This window comes from Pseudoduganella sp. RAF19, from assembly GCF_052114165.1.
In the GTDB taxonomy this organism is placed as follows: domain Bacteria; phylum Pseudomonadota; class Gammaproteobacteria; order Burkholderiales; family Burkholderiaceae_D; genus Rugamonas.
On record NZ_JBFREF010000008.1, the window covers coordinates 153,343 to 171,126 of the forward strand.

General features: G+C 63.2%; 15 protein-coding genes. 7 read left to right on the plus strand and 8 right to left on the minus strand.

Translation table 11 applies throughout. The features are described from left to right. Nucleotides 1–5: 5 nt before the first annotated feature. Nucleotides 6–698 carry a c-type cytochrome gene (locus tag AB4Z19_RS21645; protein WP_442027895.1) on the minus strand — a complete coding sequence of 231 codons (693 nt, stop codon included), beginning with the start codon at nucleotides 696–698 and terminating at the stop codon, nucleotides 6–8. Nucleotides 699–791: 93 nt separating this feature from the next. Between AB4Z19_RS21645 and AB4Z19_RS21650 the strand changes: the two genes are divergently transcribed. Continuing rightward, the gene (locus AB4Z19_RS21650) at nucleotides 792–2,243 is read left to right on the plus strand and encodes an aminotransferase-like domain-containing protein (RefSeq protein WP_442035954.1); all 1,452 of its coding nucleotides are present in this window, start codon (nucleotides 792–794) and stop codon (nucleotides 2,241–2,243) included. On the opposite strand, the gene AB4Z19_RS21655 is transcribed toward AB4Z19_RS21650, so the two are convergent. Then, nucleotides 2,195–2,992, minus strand: a complete 798-nt coding sequence (locus tag AB4Z19_RS21655; protein ID WP_442035955.1) for a 3'-5' exonuclease — start codon at nucleotides 2,990–2,992, stop codon at nucleotides 2,195–2,197. The two genes, AB4Z19_RS21650 and AB4Z19_RS21655, sit on opposite strands and share 49 nt — an antisense overlap. Further along, nucleotides 2,989–3,435 (minus strand): ProQ/FINO family protein, encoded by a 447-nt coding sequence (locus AB4Z19_RS21660; protein ID WP_442035956.1) that lies wholly within the window; start codon nucleotides 3,433–3,435, stop codon nucleotides 2,989–2,991. The genes AB4Z19_RS21655 and AB4Z19_RS21660 overlap by 4 nt, the downstream gene beginning before the upstream one ends. A gap of 355 nt (nucleotides 3,436–3,790) precedes the next feature. Between AB4Z19_RS21660 and rpoD the strand changes: the two genes are divergently transcribed. Both rpoD and AB4Z19_RS21670 read left to right on the plus strand, forming a co-directional pair. Continuing rightward, complete coding sequence (gene rpoD, locus AB4Z19_RS21665) at nucleotides 3,791–6,250, plus strand: RNA polymerase sigma factor RpoD (RefSeq protein ID WP_442027851.1); 2,460 nt, start codon at nucleotides 3,791–3,793, stop codon at nucleotides 6,248–6,250. A 79-nt stretch (nucleotides 6,251–6,329) separates the two neighbouring features. Continuing rightward, nucleotides 6,330–7,433, plus strand: a complete 1,104-nt coding sequence (locus AB4Z19_RS21670) for a Gfo/Idh/MocA family protein (protein ID WP_442027852.1) — start codon at nucleotides 6,330–6,332, stop codon at nucleotides 7,431–7,433. A gap of 139 nt (nucleotides 7,434–7,572) precedes the next feature. Here the strand turns inward: AB4Z19_RS21670 and AB4Z19_RS21675 are convergent, their stop codons facing one another. The 3 genes from AB4Z19_RS21675 to AB4Z19_RS21685 all read right to left on the minus strand — a co-directional run bounded on the left by AB4Z19_RS21675 (nucleotide 7,573) and on the right by AB4Z19_RS21685 (nucleotide 10,309). Then, nucleotides 7,573–8,496: an SMP-30/gluconolactonase/LRE family protein gene (locus AB4Z19_RS21675; protein ID WP_442035957.1), complete on the minus strand. Its 924-nt coding sequence runs from the start codon at nucleotides 8,494–8,496 to the stop codon at nucleotides 7,573–7,575. A gap of 298 nt (nucleotides 8,497–8,794) precedes the next feature. After that, the gene (locus AB4Z19_RS21680; RefSeq protein ID WP_442035958.1) at nucleotides 8,795–9,901 is read right to left on the minus strand and encodes an HAF repeat-containing protein; all 1,107 of its coding nucleotides are present in this window, start codon (nucleotides 9,899–9,901) and stop codon (nucleotides 8,795–8,797) included. 69 nt (nucleotides 9,902–9,970) lie between these two features. Beyond that, nucleotides 9,971–10,309: a zinc ribbon domain-containing protein YjdM gene (locus tag AB4Z19_RS21685; RefSeq protein WP_442029584.1), complete on the minus strand. Its 339-nt coding sequence runs from the start codon at nucleotides 10,307–10,309 to the stop codon at nucleotides 9,971–9,973. Nucleotides 10,310–10,322: 13 nt separating this feature from the next. Here AB4Z19_RS21685 and AB4Z19_RS21690 point away from each other — a divergent pair, with 13 nt between their 5' ends. Continuing rightward, nucleotides 10,323–10,985 carry a GNAT family N-acetyltransferase gene (locus AB4Z19_RS21690; protein ID WP_442029582.1) on the plus strand — a complete coding sequence of 221 codons (663 nt, stop codon included), beginning with the start codon at nucleotides 10,323–10,325 and terminating at the stop codon, nucleotides 10,983–10,985. Here AB4Z19_RS21690 and AB4Z19_RS21695 read toward each other — a convergent pair. Together AB4Z19_RS21695 and ppc are read right to left on the minus strand one after the other, a co-directional pair. Beyond that, nucleotides 10,969–11,589: a GIN domain-containing protein gene (locus tag AB4Z19_RS21695; RefSeq protein WP_442029580.1), complete on the minus strand. Its 621-nt coding sequence runs from the start codon at nucleotides 11,587–11,589 to the stop codon at nucleotides 10,969–10,971. The genes AB4Z19_RS21690 and AB4Z19_RS21695 overlap by 17 nt on opposite strands. A gap of 138 nt (nucleotides 11,590–11,727) precedes the next feature. Next, nucleotides 11,728–14,541 (minus strand): phosphoenolpyruvate carboxylase, encoded by a 2,814-nt coding sequence (ppc, locus tag AB4Z19_RS21700; protein ID WP_442035959.1) that lies wholly within the window; start codon nucleotides 14,539–14,541, stop codon nucleotides 11,728–11,730. A gap of 165 nt (nucleotides 14,542–14,706) precedes the next feature. On the opposite strand from ppc, the gene hemC reads away from it, so the two are divergent. From hemC to AB4Z19_RS21715, 3 genes are read left to right on the plus strand one after another with little or no spacing between them, the layout of a single operon-like run. Beyond that, entirely contained in the window at nucleotides 14,707–15,813 is a 1,107-nt protein-coding gene (gene hemC / locus AB4Z19_RS21705) for a hydroxymethylbilane synthase (RefSeq protein ID WP_442029773.1), read from the plus strand. A gap of 38 nt (nucleotides 15,814–15,851) precedes the next feature. Then, the gene (locus AB4Z19_RS21710) at nucleotides 15,852–16,616 is read left to right on the plus strand and encodes a uroporphyrinogen-III synthase (RefSeq protein ID WP_442035960.1); all 765 of its coding nucleotides are present in this window, start codon (nucleotides 15,852–15,854) and stop codon (nucleotides 16,614–16,616) included. Then, nucleotides 16,613–17,782 (plus strand): uroporphyrinogen-III C-methyltransferase, encoded by a 1,170-nt coding sequence (locus AB4Z19_RS21715; protein WP_442029084.1) that lies wholly within the window; start codon nucleotides 16,613–16,615, stop codon nucleotides 17,780–17,782. Before AB4Z19_RS21710 ends, AB4Z19_RS21715 begins: the two co-directional genes overlap by 4 nt. Nucleotides 17,783–17,784: the final 2 nt, after the last annotated feature.

The following is a 17,784-nucleotide window of genomic DNA, read 5'->3' on the forward strand; positions in this document are numbered from 1 at the left end:
CAGTTTTATTGTTGTGGTACGCCGCCGCACTTCAGCGGCAAAGGCTTGGGCAAGCTGTCGGCGGGACGCATTTCGGCGTCGGCAGGCTGGCTGGCGAGCCAGCCGGAGACGGCGGCCACGTCGGCCTCGCTCAGGCGGTTGGCGATATCTGCCATGCAGTCCGGCGCGTGGGCCTTGCGCACCTTATTGCGCCAGGCGCCGAATTGCGCATTGATGTAATCGCGCGGCAAGCCAATCAGGCCGGGAATGGATGGCGCAACGCCGGTCATCTTGTCGCCGTGGCAGGCGATGCAGGCCGGGACTTTATTGGCCGGGTCGCCCTGGTGCACGATGACGCGCCCGCGTTCGATCATGGCCGGGGTGGCGCTGGTCGGCGCCGGCGGCGGGTAGGGCGGATGCAGGTCGGAGAAGTATTGCGCGATCTCGCGCAGGTAGGACTCCGGCAGTTGCTCCACCATGTAAGTCATCAGCGGGTACTGGCGGCGGCCGTCGCGGAAGTTCTGCAGCTGGTTGAACAGGTAGCCGGCCGGCTTGCCTGCGATACGCGGGAAGAAGGCGTCTCCCTCTTCCTTCAGTTTATGGCAGGCCGTGCACGCCACCACGCGCTGTTCAACGGTATCGGGCAGGGGTTTCAGTGGCTCCGCGCGGGCCAGAAGCGGCAGGGCCACAAGGAGAGCGATTGATGAGAAAATTCGCATAAATGCATCCGTTATTCTTGGTTGTCCTCCAAGGATACGCCTGCTGGCTGAAGAATAACAGGATCAAAAGTTCACCATCACGGGGGTATCAGTTTGAAGCTGTATGAGGCGCTGGCCGAAGAACTTGGGGATTTGATGGCCAGCGGCGTGCTGCGCGAAGGTGAGCGCCTGCCGTCCGTGCGGCAGCAGCAGGAGCGGCGCGGCGTCAGCCCGTCGACCGTGTTCCAGGCTTACTACCTGCTCGAAGCGCGCGGTTTGATCGAGTCCCGTCCCCGTTCCGGCTACTACGTGGCGCCGCGCCGATTGCCGGCTGCCCCGGAGCCTGAGGTGTCGCGGCCGGACCCTGCGTCCACGCGGGTCGATGTCAGTGAGCTGGTGTTCAGCGTGCTCGATGCCAGCCGCGCGCCGGATATCGTGCCTTTCGGTTCGGCCTTCCCCAGCCCCCTGCTGTTCCCGCTGGAGAAGCTGGCGCGCGCGGCGGCGGCCAGCTTGCGCAATATCGACCCGTGGAGCACAGTGGCCGATCTCCCGCCGGGGAATGCGGAGCTGCGCCGCCAGATCGCCTTGCGTTACCAGCTCGATGGCGTGCAGGTGCCGGCCGACGATATCGTCATCACCAACGGCGCGCTGGAGGCGCTGAATCTTTGTCTGCAAGCGGTGGCACGGCCTGGCGACACCGTACTGATCGAGTCGCCCAGTTTCTATGCGGCCTTGCAGGCGCTGGAGCGGCTGGATTTGAAGGCCGTCGAAATCGCGACCCATCCGCGTGATGGCATCGATCTCGATGCGCTGTCCGTGGCGCTGGAACAGCACCAGCCCAAGGCGTGCTGGCTGATGACCAGCTTCCAGAATCCGCTGGGCAGCCTGATGCCGCCGGCGAAGAAGCAGGCACTGGTTGAGCTGCTGTCGTCACATGGCGTGCCACTGATCGAGGACGATGTGTATGGCGAGCTGTATTTTGGCGCGCAGCGTCCCGCGTTGGCCAAGCGCTTCGACACGCAGGGGTTGGTCATGCATTGCAGCTCGTTTTCGAAGTGCCTGGCGCCGGGCTTTCGCGTGGGCTGGGCGGCGCCGGGGCGGTTTGCGCGCGATGTCGAGCGCCTGAAACTGACCACCAGCCTGGCCGCCGCGATGCCCTCGCAGCTGGCGCTGGCGGGTTATCTGGGGCAGGGCGGCTATGAGCGCTACTTGCGCCAGTTGCGCGCGGCGTTGTCGGGACAGCAGCGGCACATGCTGGATGCGATCTCGCAGCACTTCCCCTCAGGTACGCGCGTGACGCGGCCCGAAGGTGGCTATTTCCTTTGGCTGGTCTTGCCGGAACAATGCGACGCGCTGGAATTGCACCGGCAAGCACTGGCGGCAGGCATCAGCATCGCGCCGGGGCCGATGTTCAGCGCCAAGCGCGAGTTCAGGAATTGCATCCGCCTGAATTACGGACATGTGTGGGATGAGCGGCATGCCGCCGCGGTGGCGACGCTGGGACGCCTGGCCTGCGCTCAGTCGTGCGAGGGCGGCGTAGGCTTGAGCAGCGCCGGCACGGCCTGAGTTGCGGCGCTGGCCGCGCCCGCAGCGTTGGCGCCCGCCGCAGCTGCAGCGGGGCGCGAGCCGCCGGCGTTTTGCGCGAGGACCGGCGCAAGCGGGCGCGGCGGATTCGGCGCGCGCTTGGGCTTCGGCGGCTTGGGTGGACGAATCGGCGGCAGCACATTGCCTTCCGCGATCCAGTGGCGGAACACGCGCAGCGCAACCTGCGCATCGTCGGCCGCGTAAAGAATCTGTTTTTCGCTGAGGCGCGGTGCGGCCCAGTTGGTGGTCGAAATCTTCTTGGACTTCTGCAGCGTCTGGCCGAAGAACTTGGCCACGGCGCTTTTCGCGCCGAGGTCATTCTTCTGTCCCGGCACGCGCAGCAGAACGGACAGGTCAACGACTTTCAGCGGCTCGATGCCCAGTTTGGCGCGCACGCGCTTGATGTCGTCGGACAGCCCGAAGCCCACCTTGAGTGTGTTGTCCGATTCCAGAATCGCCCGCAGCGCCGGCAAAAAGGGCGAAGGATCTGCGCCAACCTGAAACAGCCAGGCGTGTTTATCGTCGGCCAACTGCACCAGATGCGGGCCGTCCGAACTTTCGCCTTTGACAAAAGTAGGTTTGGACTCGGTATCGAAACCGATGGCGTCCGCTGCCAGCAGGGCCGCTTGCGCGGCTTCCGCATCGGCGGCGGACTTCACGAGCCGGACGTCGGCCAGCCGGATGCCGGGGTAAGGCGGCAGTTCCGGCGTGGATTCCGGCGACTCGATCATTTGCGTGAGAATTTGGCGGTCAGCGCTTCCAGTTTTTCCTGGCGGCGCTTCGCGGCTTCCTCGGCGGCGGCAGCTTCACGCTCGGCTTTGCGGCGATCGACTTCCTTCTTGAAGCGCTCCTGCAATACCTCTTTGGCATGCTTGCGGTGCGTGTCCGTCACTTCAGCACCCGTGGTGCCATCCAGGTTGTAGCGCACGGTGGCTTTTTCCATGGCGCGCAGGTAACGCTGCGAGCTGGTGTGAATGCCAAGCGCGGCACGCATCAATTTGCGGTTGATTTCCGGGATGGCCGCCACTATCTGCTTATCGATGCCGATGGAAAGAGGCAGACAATCGCGGAATGGAGCGTATTCTTGCTGCAATTGCTTGAGCAGGGAGCGAGCGGACTGCGGCGCGGCCGGGACTTCAGCGTCCGGCGCCTGAGGGGTAGTGCTAGTGTTCATTGACTTCGGAGGTTACTCGGAAGCCGCCAGCATACCATGGGCGAGGGGGCCACGCATTGCATTTCCCGCCATGATGTTGTTTTGCTCACTGAAATCGCAGGTGCAGTCAGGCCGTAAACTGTGTATAATGATCGACGCACCAAATGCAGGACGGTGTGAGTTCAGTTTGGTAAAGAGTTGTAGACCGGGGCCGAGCCGCCCTCAGTAGTCCAGCCATTGGGCATGTGCCCTCTCTTCTATTCAGCACTGAATACATAGTGAAACGGCCCGTACGACGGGCTTTTTTCATTCCGGATTATCCCGACCCGAACAATCGCGTTGTGTGCCCGTTGGGCGCGCAGAGGAAGATATTTCAATGACGAAAACGCCGAAAACCCTTACGCTGTCCGCCAAGAAGCCGTCGTCGCGCACCGCCGCCGCCGCCAACCTGGCAGTACCGAAACCTACTTTATCGTATGTGATCGACAACGCGCAAGAGGAAGCCGGCAAAGTCACCGTGGTCAAGAAAACCCGCCGCCTGTCCGCTGTGCCGGTTGAGGCACCAGTGGAAGAGCCGGCAGTGGAGGTGAAAGTGAAAGCCGTGCGCAAGACCGCCGCCGCCAAGGCAGCGCCGCTGGCCGCTCCTGTTGAAGAAGCTGCACCTGCGGTGAAAGTTACCCGTGCCCGCAAGGCCAAGGCAGCCGACGCTGCGCCAGCCGCCGTGACTTCCGGTCCGGCCGCCGTGGTGGAAGTGAAGGACGCCGCCGTGCTGGCATCCATCGACACCTCCGGCTATCTGCTGCCGCAAGTGAAGGTGCCGGGCCGCCGTGGCCGCAAGCCGAGCGAATTCACGCCAGAGAACGACGAAGTGGCAGCGCTGAACGCGGTGGAACGCGCAGAGCTGAAGCACGCGTCCAAGGCGCGCGAGCGCAAGGCCAAGGGCCTGGACGCACTGGCCATGGGCGAAGGCTCCTCCGCCGAGGAGATGGAGAAGCGCCGCCTGCAGTTCAAGAACCTGATCAACCTGGGCAAGGACCGCGGCTACCTGACCTACGCCGAGATCAACGACCACCTGCCGGAAAACATTGTCGATCCGGAAGCAATCGAAGGCATTATCGCAACCTTCAACGACATGGGCATCGCCGTGTACGAGCGCGCACCGGATGCGGAAGCGCTGCTGCTGAGCGATAACGTGCCGGCTGCCGCCAGCGACGATGAAGTGGAAGCTGCCGCGGCGACCGCGCTGTCCACCGTGGATTCGGACTTCGGCCGTACCACCGACCCGGTGCGTATGTATATGCGTGAAATGGGCGCCGTGGCCCTGCTGACCCGCGAAGGCGAAATCGAGATCGCGAAGCGTATCGAAGAAGGCCTGCGCGACATGATCCAGGCGATTTCCGCCTGCCCGACCACCATCGACGAAATCCTGGCCCTGGCTGCCAAGATCGAGAACGATGAGATGAAGGTTGACGACGTGGTCGACGGTTTCGTGGACCTGAACGAAGTCAGCGCGCCGGTCGCGCCTGCGCCGAAGGCCGCAGCTTCCGACGATGAAGACGACGAAGAAGAACTGGACGACGATGAGGACGGCGACGTCAATGGCGGCGCGGCCGGTTATTCGACCGAACAGCTGGCGCAGCTGAAGAACGATGCGCTGGAAAAGTTCGCCCTGATCTCGTCGCAGTACGACAAGATGCGCAAGGCTGCTTACGGTTCCGCTTCGTACAAGAAGGCGCAGGACGTGATTTCCAGCGAGCTGCTGGGCATCCGCTTCACCGCGAAAGTGGTGGAGAAGCTGTGCGACACCCTGCGTTCGCAGATGGAGCAGGTGCGCTCGATCGAACGCGCCGTGCTGGAACTGTGCGTGAACCGCTGCGGTATGCCGCGCGCCCACTTCATCAAGGTCTTCCCCGGCAACGAGACGAACCTGGACTGGGTGGACGGCGAAGTGGCTGCGGGCCATCCGTATTCCGCGGTGCTGGGCCGTAACGTCCCCGCCATCAAGGAACTGCAGAACAAGATGGTTGACCTGCAGGAGCGCGTGGCGCTGCCGCTGGCCGATCTGCGCGTGATCAACAAGCAGATGGCTGCCGGCGAAAAGCGTGCGCGTACCGCGAAGCGCGAAATGACCGTGGCTAACCTGCGTCTGGTGATCTCGATCGCGAAGAAGTACATCAACCGCGGCCTGCAGTTCCTGGACCTGATCCAGGAAGGCAATATCGGTCTGCTGAAGGCGGTGGACAAGTTCGAATACCGCCGCGGCTACAAGTTCTCGACCTACGCGACCTGGTGGATTCGTCAGGCCATCACCCGTTCGATCGCGGACATGGCCCGTACCATCCGCGTGCCGGTGCACATGATCGAAACCATCAACAAGATGAACCGCATCTCGCGCCAGATCATGCAGGAAACCGGTTCCGAGCCGGATATGGCAACGCTGGCAGTGAAGATGGAAATGCCGGAATCGAAGGTCCGCGAAATCATGAAGATCGCCAAGGAGCCGATCTCCATGGAGACGCCGATGGGCGAGGATGGCGATTCCCAGCTGGGTGACTTCATCGAAGACAACACCACGCTGGCGCCGCTGGATGCAGCGCTGCACGCGTCGATGCGCAACGTGATCAAGGAAGTGCTGGATTCCCTGACTCCGCGCGAAGCCAAGGTGCTGCGCATGCGTTACGGTGTCGAGATGTCGAACGACCACACGCTGGAAGAAGTGGGCAAGCAGTTCGACGTGACCCGCGAACGCATCCGCCAGATCGAGGCGAAGGCGATGAGCAAGCTGCGCCAGCCGTCGCGCTCCGACAAGCTGAAGACCTTCCTGACTCAGGGCTAAAAATCGAAAATGGACGCTGCGGCGTCCATTTTTTTATGGTGGTATGATTGCGCTACCATTTTTCTGCCAGGAGTTCGCAATGACCGATCGTCGTGAATTCGTACTCGCCGCCGGTGGCGCCATCGCGGCCGCCGCCATCGGCGCTCCCGCCGCTGCTCAGAATACCGGCCGCAAGATCGGCTATGCCATCGTCGGCCTGGGCGGCTATGGCTTGGGCATCATCATCCCGCAGTTCAAGAACTGCCAGCACAGCAAGCTGGTGGCGCTGGTCAGCGGCGACCCAGCCAAGGCGCGCCGCGTGGCGGCCGAATATGGCGTGCCGGAGCGCTCGATCTATAACTACGCGAATTACGACGGCATCCGCGACAATCCGGATATCGATGTGGTCTACGTCTGCTTGCCGGTGTCGATGCATGCCGAGTACACGATCCGCGCGGCGCAGGCGGGCAAGCATGTGCTGTGCGAGAAGCCGATGGCGGTATCGTCGGCCGAGTGCGAACAGATGATTGCGGCCTGCAAAAAAGCGGGTAAGAAGCTGATGATCGGCTATCGCTGCCATTTCGAAGCCTACAATCTGGAGGCGGTGCGCCGCGCCCGGGCGGGCGAGATCGGCAAACTGCGCTATTTCCGCTCGGAGCATGGCTTCGTGGCGGGCAATCCGAATGCGTGGCGCCTCAAGAAGGCCATGTCCGGCGGCGGCTCGATGATGGACATCGGCATCTATGCGCTACAGGCGGCGCGCTATATGACGGGCGAGGAGCCGGTGGCCGTGTATGCGCATGAGCAGACGGACCGCAATGATCCGCGCTTCCGCGAGGTGGAGGATATGATCCAGTTCACCCTGGAGTTCCCTTCAGGCGTGATCGGTTCGTGCATGTCGATGTACAGCGCGAACCAGAATCACATTTTGCTGATGGGCGATAAGGGACGTATTGAACTGGAGCCGGGCACGTCTTACGATGGCAACCGGCTGTGGGTTGGCCGCGGGCGCGACAACGAAATCACGCCGCCGCCGGGGCCGGGCGCCACGCAATGGGCGGGGCAACTCGATCATATGGCGCAATGCGTTTTGCAGAACCGCGAGCCTATCGTGGCGGGCGAAGAGGGCTTGCGCGATATCCGCATTATCGAGGCGATTTATCAGTCAGCCCGCGAGCGCCGCCGCATCGCGCTGCGCGCCTGAGAAGCCGGCGAGGCCCGAGTGGCCTACGCCCTTAGCCATACCCATCGCTGCTATCGCGGCCTTCGGCTTCGGCATCGCGGCCTTGGCTGGCGCGCGCAGTTGTGCGTCAGATGCGTGGGCGGCTGCGCGCCGGTGACGGCTAGTACGGGCGTCCGGTGACGTCGAGCGGCAGCTGCCACACGGCGCCTGCACCCGTGATGTACAACGTCTTGCCCTCCTTGCCGCCGAAGGCCACGTTGGTCACGTTGGCGTCTACGCGAATCGTTGCGAGCACTTCGCCTTGCGGATCAAACACGCGCACGCGCCTGGCGCCGTGCTCGGTCACGTACAGATTGCCGTGGCAGTCGAGCGTCATGCCGTCGCCGCCTTCGATGCGCGCGAAATGCCGTGCCGATTGCGGTACGCCGTTCTTGATTGGGTATGCGCGCACTTCATCATCACTGGCGTTCACATACAGGATGTCTTCCTTCAGCGACAGCGCAATGCCGTTCGGGTTGTGGCGCGTGCCGTCCACCAGCGTGACCTTGCCGTCGGTGCCGACGCGGTAGATGCCTGTCACCGGCTGGCCGCCCGGCGCAGCGGTTTTCTGATAGTCCGGATCGGTGAAGTAAAGCGTGCCGTCAGTGGTGAGCGCGATATCGTTCGGCGAATTAAAGACGTTGCCTTCGTAGCGCTGCGCGATGACGGTTCGCTTGCCATCGCTCGATTGCCGCAGCACTGCCTTGTCCTTGTGGCTTGCCACGATCAGCTTGCCGGCCGCGTCAACGGCCAGGCCATTGCTACCGCTATCATCGGTGACCGTACTGACGCTGCCGTCGGCGGCCAGCTTGCGAATGCGCGAAGGGAAGCCCTGGCTGAACGCAAAGTCAGAGAAGTACAGTGCGTCACCGATCCATACCGGACCTTCATACAGTCCCGGCTCATTGCGCGTTGGCGTAACGGCCGCAATGCGCTGCGCCGTCAGCTCGCCAGATGGCGCTTTGCCGCAGGCAGCTGCGAAAGCGGTAACGGGTAACATCGTCGCCGCGGCGATTGCGATCAGGGCAGGGATGTGACGTTGCATGCGGCGGGTCTCCTAATGATTGATGTCCGCTAGTGTAGCCTGCTTTGCGCGTTCTCAACACGCCCCGCGCTGCACTCGCGGACTTGGCGGTATGCCTGCCTCAGCACAAGGCCAATACGACTCGCCATGGAAGACCGCCCAGCGCGACGACACCCTGGCTCGCCGCGTGCTGGCTTACAACTACCGCATCTTCGAGCTGCACGGCCAGCCTGCGGACAGCCTGGAGCAATTGGAAGCCTGGAGCAATTGGAAGCGTGGAGCGATGCGATGCTTGCTGCGCAATCGCTCCGGCAAGTCTTCAGAACGAAAAACTGAACATGCGGAATTCGAAGCCCTTGCGTTTGTGCTCGATCACTTTGAAGACCGCCCACAGCAGCACGCCCACCAGCAGGGCAAAGGTCATCCAGTCGCCGGGATTGAAGCGTGCGGCGCCTTCCGGCTGCACGGCCGGGACCGTGCCGGCTTTGAGGACGTGGCCCGTGTACCAGGCGCCGATGATCTGGCCGTCGTCGGTGATGCGCTTGGTCAGGTAGAGGCCGCGGCCACCCGCGCGGATGTGCATGCGGCCATCCTTGTAGATGAAGGTATGCGGCGCATCGTGGTTCTTGATCTTGAGCGTGCCGACGATATCGCCGTTGGCATTGATGCCGGTTGCGTAGCTGTTCCCGGCAACCATCATGGCGCCGAGATCGACCATGCGCTTGCCGTCATATGTGAAGGCATGCCATTTATGATCCGGGGTTTCGGCCGCGCCGACCACCACACCGGCATCGTTGATCGCAGTCGCCACACTGATGCGGCCGCCGAAGCCCGGCAGCTCGATCATGCCGCTGCCCGGTTTGTACAGGAAGGCGCGGCGATAGCCGTTCGGCAGCTGGGCCGCGCCCACTACTAGTCCGTGATTATTGACGGCCGTCGCGTAGCTGTTCTTGCCGCCGAAAGTGCCCAGGTCCAGCATGCCAACACCGTTATCGACAAACGCATGGAAAGTGCCGTCAGGGGTATCCGCATAGCCGACTACATGGCCCTGATCATTGATGGCCGTGCCCACGCTGCTATTGCCGCCCAGCGTGCCCAGGTCGCGCATGCGCAGGCTTTCGTCGTAACGGTAAGCGTGCCAGGCGTTGGTTGCGGTCAGTGCAGCGCCTGTGACCAGACCGGAATTGTTGATCGCGTTGGCCACGCTCTCATTGCCGCCGAGCGTGCCGATTTCGATATTGCGTCCATTGGAGATCAGGATGGCGCGGCGGTTGCCGTCTTCGTCCTTGATTTCGCCGACCGTTTCACCGGCAGCGTTGACGTCCATGATGGCGCTGGATTCGTCTCTCTTCTCGCCCATTGGGCTGACAGCGTGGGCGGTGGAGAACAGCATCGTGATGCCGAGGGCAATCAGCGCTCTTTTCATGGACAGCCTCCTATGATGAAAGAAGGCTTGACTATACGATACTATTTCGTCGCAAATGTACGCGAATTGTCACACCTTCTTCACGAACTCGGACTTCAGGCTCATGGCGCCGAAGCCGTCGATCTTGCAGTCGATATCGTGATCGCTGTCGACCAGGCGGATGTTCTTGACCTTGGTGCCTTGCTTGATCACGCCGCCCGAACCTTTTGGTTTCAAGTCCTTGATAACGGTGACAGTGTCGCCATCCTGCAGGAGGTTGCCGGCGGCGTCGCGATAGACGCGTGCGGTTTCCACAGCCGCTTCCGCGGTGGCGGACCATTCGTGGCCGCACTCGGGGCAGATGTAGTTGCTGCCGTCTTCATAGGTATACTCGGACTGGCATTTAGGGCAGGCAGGGAAGTTACTCATTGGGATAAACAGTATGCAGAATTTGGAAAACCCGATCTGGGCTGCGCTGACTTCGGCGCATGAGCATTTTAACATTCCGGCCGGGGCGGCCCGCCGCTATCCGGCCGATGTAGCGCTTTTTCTGGCGGTGCCGGAAGAGGGCATGCCGGCCGACGTCGCGTCCATGACTGGCGATTACTATGTGTTGGGCGTTTTCCCGGCGCTGCTGGATGGCTGGTCGTTGCAGCCGCTGTCGAACGTGCTGCAGATGGTGTACGAAGGTGGGGCGGTGCCGGCGCCGGATCGCAGCATGATCCGCGAACTGGCGCAGGATGATCCGCAGATGGTGGAGCTGACCAATATCGCCTTTCCCGGCTACTTCCGCACGCGTACCGGTTTGATGGGGCGTTATATCGGTATTCACGAACAGGACAAGCTGGTGTCCATGTCCGGTGAACGCATGGACCTGGGCGCGATGCGCGAAGTGAGCGCAGTGTGTACGCATCCCGGCTTCACGGGCCGCGGACTGGCCAGGCTGCTGGTGCTGGACTGCATGCACCATATGCAGCAGCAGGGCGTGCAGCCCTTTCTGCATGTGGGATCAGCGAACAAACGCGCGCAGGCGCTATACGAAGCGCTGGGCTTCAAGCCTACGCGCGAGCTGAAACACGCGAAAGTGATCAGTCCTTCGCGTTGACGCTGCCGAAGCCGCCGATCGACTTATTGACCGTCTTCGGATGGCCGTAGTAGCTCAGGTTGCCCATGCCGTGCACCACGAGGTTCAGCGTGTCGCTAGCATGTACGGCCACGTCGCCCATGCCGTTGAAATTGACGTCGGCGCGTTCGGCTTTCAGGTTCCTGGTATCGACTTCGCCGACACCTTGGGCTTTCAGGCGCAGCAGCTTGACCTGGCCGGCCGCATGCAGCGCGCCGGCGCCTTCGAAACTGATGTCGATGCGCTCACCGCTGACGCCGCGCAGATTTGCTTCACCGGCGCCTTGCACGCGGAAGCTGGTCAGGGCAGGGACGGTCACCACGATTTTCGATTCGCCCTTGATGGTTTTCGGGCCGTTTTCGTTCCAGGTGACGCGCAGCACGCCGCCATCGACCACGGTTTCCACGCGGCTGATGAAGGCTGGGTCGCCGTTAATGGTGACCGATTGCGGCTTGCCGACTTCGACCGACATACTAACGGGGCCTTTGACGTTGATGCCGACAAAGTTGTCCAGCTTGCGCGGCTGTTGTTCGGCGTGGGCCGATACAGCCAGGAGCAGGGCGGGGAGGAACAGCAGTTTATGCATAAACGCTCCAAATGACGGCGGATCAAATGATCCGCCCTACGCGGCAGCGATTCGTTCAGCCGCCGGCATTGCGCGCCCGGGGGGGGGGGGGGGCGGATGCCGGCGTTGCGTAGGGCGGCTCATTGAGCCGCCGGGTTTTTAACCGGTGTTGCGCAGACCTGCCGCGACACCGTTGATGGACAGATGAATGCCGCGGTGCACGCGCGGATCAGCCTTTTCCGGATCGCTGCTCAAGGCGCGTCGTCGCTTGATCAGCTCAACCTGCAAGTGGTTCAGCGGGTCCAGATACGGGAATCGATTGGTGATCGAACGCGCCAGCAGCGGGTTGCCCGCCAGGCGTTCTTTCGCTCCCGTGATCTCTTCCAGCCGCGCCAGCGTGCCTTGGTACTCCTCGCCGATGCGCTTGAAGATGCGTTCGCGCAGTTCGGCATCCTGCACCAGCTCCGCATAACGCGAGGCGATAGCCAGGTCGGTCTTGGCCAGCACCATGTCCATATTCGACAGCAGGGTAGCAAAGAACGGCCAGTCGCGATACATGGCCTGCAGCTGCGCCATGCGCTCCTCGCGCTTGCCTGCCGCGATCCAGGAGCCAATAGCGCTGCCGAAACCGTACCAGCCCGGCAGCAGCAGTCGGCACTGGCCCCAGCTGAAGCCCCATGGGATCGCCCGCAGGTCTTCGATGCGGCGCGTCGATTTACGGGAGGCCGGGCGCGAACCGAGGTTCAGCTCCGCGATTTCCGCAATCGGCGTGGCCTGGAAGAAGTAGTCCGTGAAACCCGGGGTTTCGTACACCAGGTTGCGGTAAGCCTTGTAAGCCAGTTCGGAAATCTCGGCCATCGCGGTTTCGAAGCCTTGCAGACGCTCGCCGTGGCAGGCGTCGGCCGGTGCCGGCATCAGGCTCGCTTCCAGTGTTGCGGACACCAGCAGCTCCAGGTTGCGGCGGCCGATTTCGGCATTGGAGAACTTGGACGCGATGATCTCGCCCTGTTCCGTCAGGCGGATCTGGCCATTCACGGTGCCTTTCGGCTGCGCCAGGATCGCCTCGTAGCTTGGGCCACCACCGCGGCCTACCGTGCCGCCGCGGCCGTGGAACAGGCGCAGCTTCACGCCTGCTTTCGCAAACACGTCGATCAGGCGGATCTCGGCCTTGTACAGCTCCCAGTTCGAGGTCATGAAGCCGCCGTCCTTGTTGGAGTCGGAGTAGCCCAGCATGACTTCCTGGATCTGGCCCTTGTCCGCGATCAGTTCCTTCACCAGCGGCAGCGCCATGAAGGTTTCCATGATGCCGGCTGCGCGTTGCAGATCGGGGATGGTCTCGAACAGCGGAATCACCATCAGGTCCGACTTGCGCGAACCGTCGGCCAGTTGGCGCATCAGGCCGGTTTCCTGCTGCAGCAACAGCACTTCCAGCAGGTCGGACACCGTCTCGGTGTGCGAGATGATGTAGTTGCGGATGGCGCGCTGGCCGTAGCGCTGGCGGATATCGTAAGCCGCGCGCATGATGGTCAGTTCGGACGTCGTCTCGTCGGAATACGCGATGTACGGCGAATACAGCAGGCGAGGTTGGGCCAGTTCGGCCAGCAGCAGCTTTTCCTTGGCTTCTTCGTCCAGTGCCGAATAGTCGGCTTGCACGCCGGCCTTGGCGAACAGCTCGGCCAGCACGCGCTCGTGGATGTCGGAAGACTGGCGCATGTCCAGCGAGGCGAGGTGGAAGCCGAAGATGTCGGCCGCGCGCTTCAGCGTGGTCAGACGTGGACGCGCCATCTCGCTGCCGTGGTTGGCGTTCAGCGAATCGATCAGCACCTGCAGGTCGGCCGCGAAATCGGCCGGGCACGGATAAGGCTCGGCGTGGCCCACTTCCTTGCGCAGGATGTTGGTCGCGCCCAGCGCACGGGCCGTGCTGGCCAGACGGGCGTAGATGCCGATCAGGGCGCGGCGGTATGGCTCGTCCGAGCGGTGGTCGGAAGTGTCGGGCGAGGCGTCGGCCAGCGCTTGCAGCTCGGGCGAGCAATCCACCATCAGTTTGGAGATCGACAGTTCGGCGCCCAGCGCGTGCGCTTCATCCAGGTAGAAGTCCAGAATGGTCGTGGCCTGCCGCTCCAGCGCGTGCTGCATGGTGCCGGCGTTGACGTTCGGATTGCCGTCGCGGTCACCGCCGATCCAGCTGCCCATCTGCACGTAAGACGCGGGGATCGACGCTTCCGGCTGCTCGTAGCGCTCGGCGATTTCGGCGCTGATGTCGTCGTACAGGCCTGGCAGCTCGCGCAGGAAGGTGATGCGGTAGTAGGACAGGGCGTTCTCGATCTCGTCCGCAACGGTCAGCTTGGAGTAGCGCAGCATGCGGGTCTGCCACAGGGCCGCGATACGCGCCTTCAGCATGTGCAGAGTGTTGGCTTTCTCTTTCGGCGTCTGCGGCAGGTCGCGGGAAGTCAGCAGGCGGGCGATGTCATGCTCCGCGTCCAGGATGGACTTGCGCTGCACCTCGGTCGGGTGGGCCGTCAGCACGGGCGAAATCAGGGCCTCGCCGAAGAACTTGTTGACGGTGTCCAGCTCGACGCCGGATTCCTTCAGTTTGCACAGTGCGTAGCTGATGCTGCCGCGCTGCGGAGCCGAACCGGCCAGCAGGTGGGCGCGGCGGCGGCGGATGTGGTGCTGGTCTTCCGCAATGTTCGCCAGGTGGGAGAAGTAGGAGAAGGCACGCACCACCGTAATGGTTTGTTCGCGTGTCAGGATTTTCAGCATGCCGTCCAGCTCTTTTGCTGCGCCTGCATCGGCCTCACGGCGGAAGCGCACGGCTGTCTGACGGATGGTTTCTACGACGGAGAATACTTCCTCGCCTTCCTGGTCCCGCAGGACTTCGCCGAGCAGGCGGCCCAGCAGGCGGATATCTTCTTTCAGCGGCGCGTCTTTATCCACGCCTTGTTCGTCTGTTGCACTTACATGGTTTGCCATAGTAGATCTTCACAAAGATATTGAATGGTCGTGCAATAGGCTTATGGCCCCGGTCTGCATAGTGACACATGATAAAATTTGTGATCTTAATCATGCGCTGCTTTACTGGTGAACGCCGGTTAAGCGTTAGCAACAGCGAAAGAACAGGTTTTGAATACTTCAGAATTGGCCCAACAGATCCCTTCCCGATTGGTGATCGCTTCGCGCGAAAGCCGCCTGGCCATGTGGCAGGCAGAGCATGTCCGCGCGCGCTTGTCTTTATTATATCCGCAGTGCAGCATTGAAATTCTCGGAATGACAACGCGGGGCGATCAGATCCTGGACCGCACTCTGTCCAAGGTCGGCGGCAAGGGCCTGTTTGTGAAGGAGCTGGAGGTGGCGATGGCCGAGGGCCGCGCCGATCTCGCTGTGCATTCGCTGAAGGATGTGCCGATGGAGCTGCCGGAAGGTTTCGCGCTGGCCGCCGTGCTGGAACGTGAAGATCCGCGCGATGCCTTCGTTTCGAACGACTACGCTTCGTTGGACGAGCTGCCTGCAGGCGCCATCGTCGGTACCAGCTCGCTGCGCCGCCAGTCGCTGATCGCGGCGCGCTATCCGCAGCTGATTATCAAACCGCTGCGCGGTAATCTGGATACCCGTCTGGGCAAGCTGGATCGCGGCGAGTACGCGGCCATCATCCTGGCTGCTGCGGGCCTGAAGCGCCTCGGTTTGTCGCAGCGCATCAAGGCGCTGCTGGCGCCGGAAGCCAGCCTGCCGGCCGCGGGCCAGGGGGCGATGGCAATCGAGATCGCTGAGCGCAGCGATGGCGTGGACCTGCGCGCCTTTCTGGCGCCGCTGAACGACCTCGCGACTTCGCAGGCGGTAGCGGCTGAGCGCAAGGTGTCCAAGGTGTTTGGCGGCAGCTGCCAGGTGCCGCTGGCTGCCTACGCGACCGTCGAGGGCGGCCAGATGCACCTGCGCGCGATGGTCGCGACGCCGGACGGCGCTCGCGTCGCCAGCGCTGAAGTGCGCGGTGAGGCTGTTGACGCTGAACAGCTGGGCCACGACGTCGCCGAGCTGCTGCGCGCGCAGGACGCCGCCGCCATCCTCGCCGCCAGCCTGGCCGATGCCGCGCCCGACATGACGCCGAACGCCGCACCCGGTGCCGCAGCGACGACTGGCGCCGCTGCCTCGACCGGCAACGCCACGACCGCGTCCGGTGCGGCCGCTGCACCCGGCGGTGCTGCGACATGGTCGCGCACGCCGGACGACACGGACGTTGGCGCCGGCTGAGCGCCGCGCTCCCGATCGCGTCCGCTGACTCGCGCCGCATGACTGCAACTGTCGTCATCACCCGCCCGCTGGCTCAGGCCGAGCCGCTGGCGGCGCGCGTCCGCGCGCTGGGACGGACGGTCGAAATCCTGCCGCTGCTCGAAATCTCTGCGCTGCCCGACCAGGCTCCGCTGCGCGCCGCCCTGGCTGACCTCACACCGTACGCGCTGATCGCTTTCGTTTCGCCCAACGCGATCGACGCCGCTTTCGCCTACATCGCAAAATGGCCGCAGGGTCTGCGTGCGGCCGTGGTGGGCGAGGGCAGCCGCGTCGCCTTGCTGGCTCACGGCGTTCCGGCCGAAGCGATCGCCAGCCCGGCCGATCCCGCGCACAGCGATACCGAACACCTGTTGCAAGTGCTCGACATTGGAGCGCTGCGAGGAGCCAGAGTCCTCATCGTGCGCGGCGAATCCGGCCGCGAGCTGATGGCCGACAGCTTCCGCACTGCCGGCGCCGAGGTCACGCTGCTGCCGGCTTACCGCCGCGGCGTGCCGCAGCTGGACGCGCAACTGGCTGAGCGTCTGGCCAGGCTGCTCGACGGCCAGAACGACTGGCTGATCACCAGCAGCGAAGCCCTGCGCGGCCTGGCCCAGTTGGCCGAACAACTTGACGGTCCTGCAACTGTTGCAAAGTTGCAACAACAACACCTGATCGTCCCCCATGCCCGAATTGCCGAAACGGCCGCTGCACTGGGCTGTCATAGGGTGACTCAGACAGCATCTGGCGACGAAGGCCTGCTCGCCGCGTTACAATCACGACCATGAACGATTTACCTACCTTGCCAAATCAGTCGGGCCCGCAGAATGGCCCCACGGTGGAACCCACTCCAGCCGCACCGGCGGCGCCCGCTGCGCCGACGCTACGGGAACCGACACTCTCCGAAATGATCCAGCGTCCGCTGACCATTGCGGTGATCGTGCTCGGCATCCTGTTGGCTGCCGAGACCTGGTCTTCGCACAAGCGCGTGACCCTGCTGCGCGAAGAGATGGCGCGCCGCCTGCAGAAGGGCGACGCGTCCAATGCGGAGACGGGACAGCTGGTGCGCGCAACGCAGGAGTCGAGCAAGGAACTGCAAATCAAGGTAGGCCTGCTGGAAAGCCGCCAGCAGGAAGCCCAGAGCCAGCAACTGGCGCTGGAACAGCTGTACCAGGACCTGTCCAAGAATCGCGACGAATGGGCGCTGGCGGAGATCGAACAGGTGCTGTCCACCGCCAGCCAGCAGTTGCAGCTGGCCGGTAATGTGCCGGGTGCGCTGATCGCACTGCAGAACGCGGACCGCAGCCTGTCCCGTTCCGACAAGCCGCAATTCATCACCATCCGCCGCGCCATCGCCAAGGACATCGAACGCCTGAAGGCGCTGCCGAGCGTGGACAACGTGGGCCTGGCCGTGCGCCTCGATAACGTGATCGCGCAGATCGACAATCTGCCGCTGCTGGCCGACGAAAAGCCCGCCACCCCGGCTGTCCCGGAAAAGAAAATCAAGCCCGCTGCCGTGAAAGGCAAGGGCGCCACGGCCAAGGAAACGGTTGTCACGCCGCCGGAAGACACCTGGGGCGTGCGCCTGCAGAGCGCCTGGCATGAGTGGAGCACCGATATGTGGTCCGAAGTCACGCAGCTGATCCGCGTGCGCACGGTGGACTCGCCGGATGCGCTGATGCTGTCGCCGACCCATGCCTACTTCCTGCGCGAGAACCTGAAGCTGCGCCTGCTGAACGCGCGTATGGCCCTGCTGTCCCGCAATGAAGGCGCCTTCCGCGCCGACCTGCTGGCGGCGCAGGAAGCTCTGGCCAAGTATTTCGACACCCGCGCCAAGCAGACCCAGACCGTGCAGCAGCTGCTGCGCCAGGTCCAGGGCAGCAATCTGTCGATCGAAATGCCGACGCTGGCGGATTCCCTGAACGCCGTGCGCAATTACAAAGCGAAGCCTTAAAC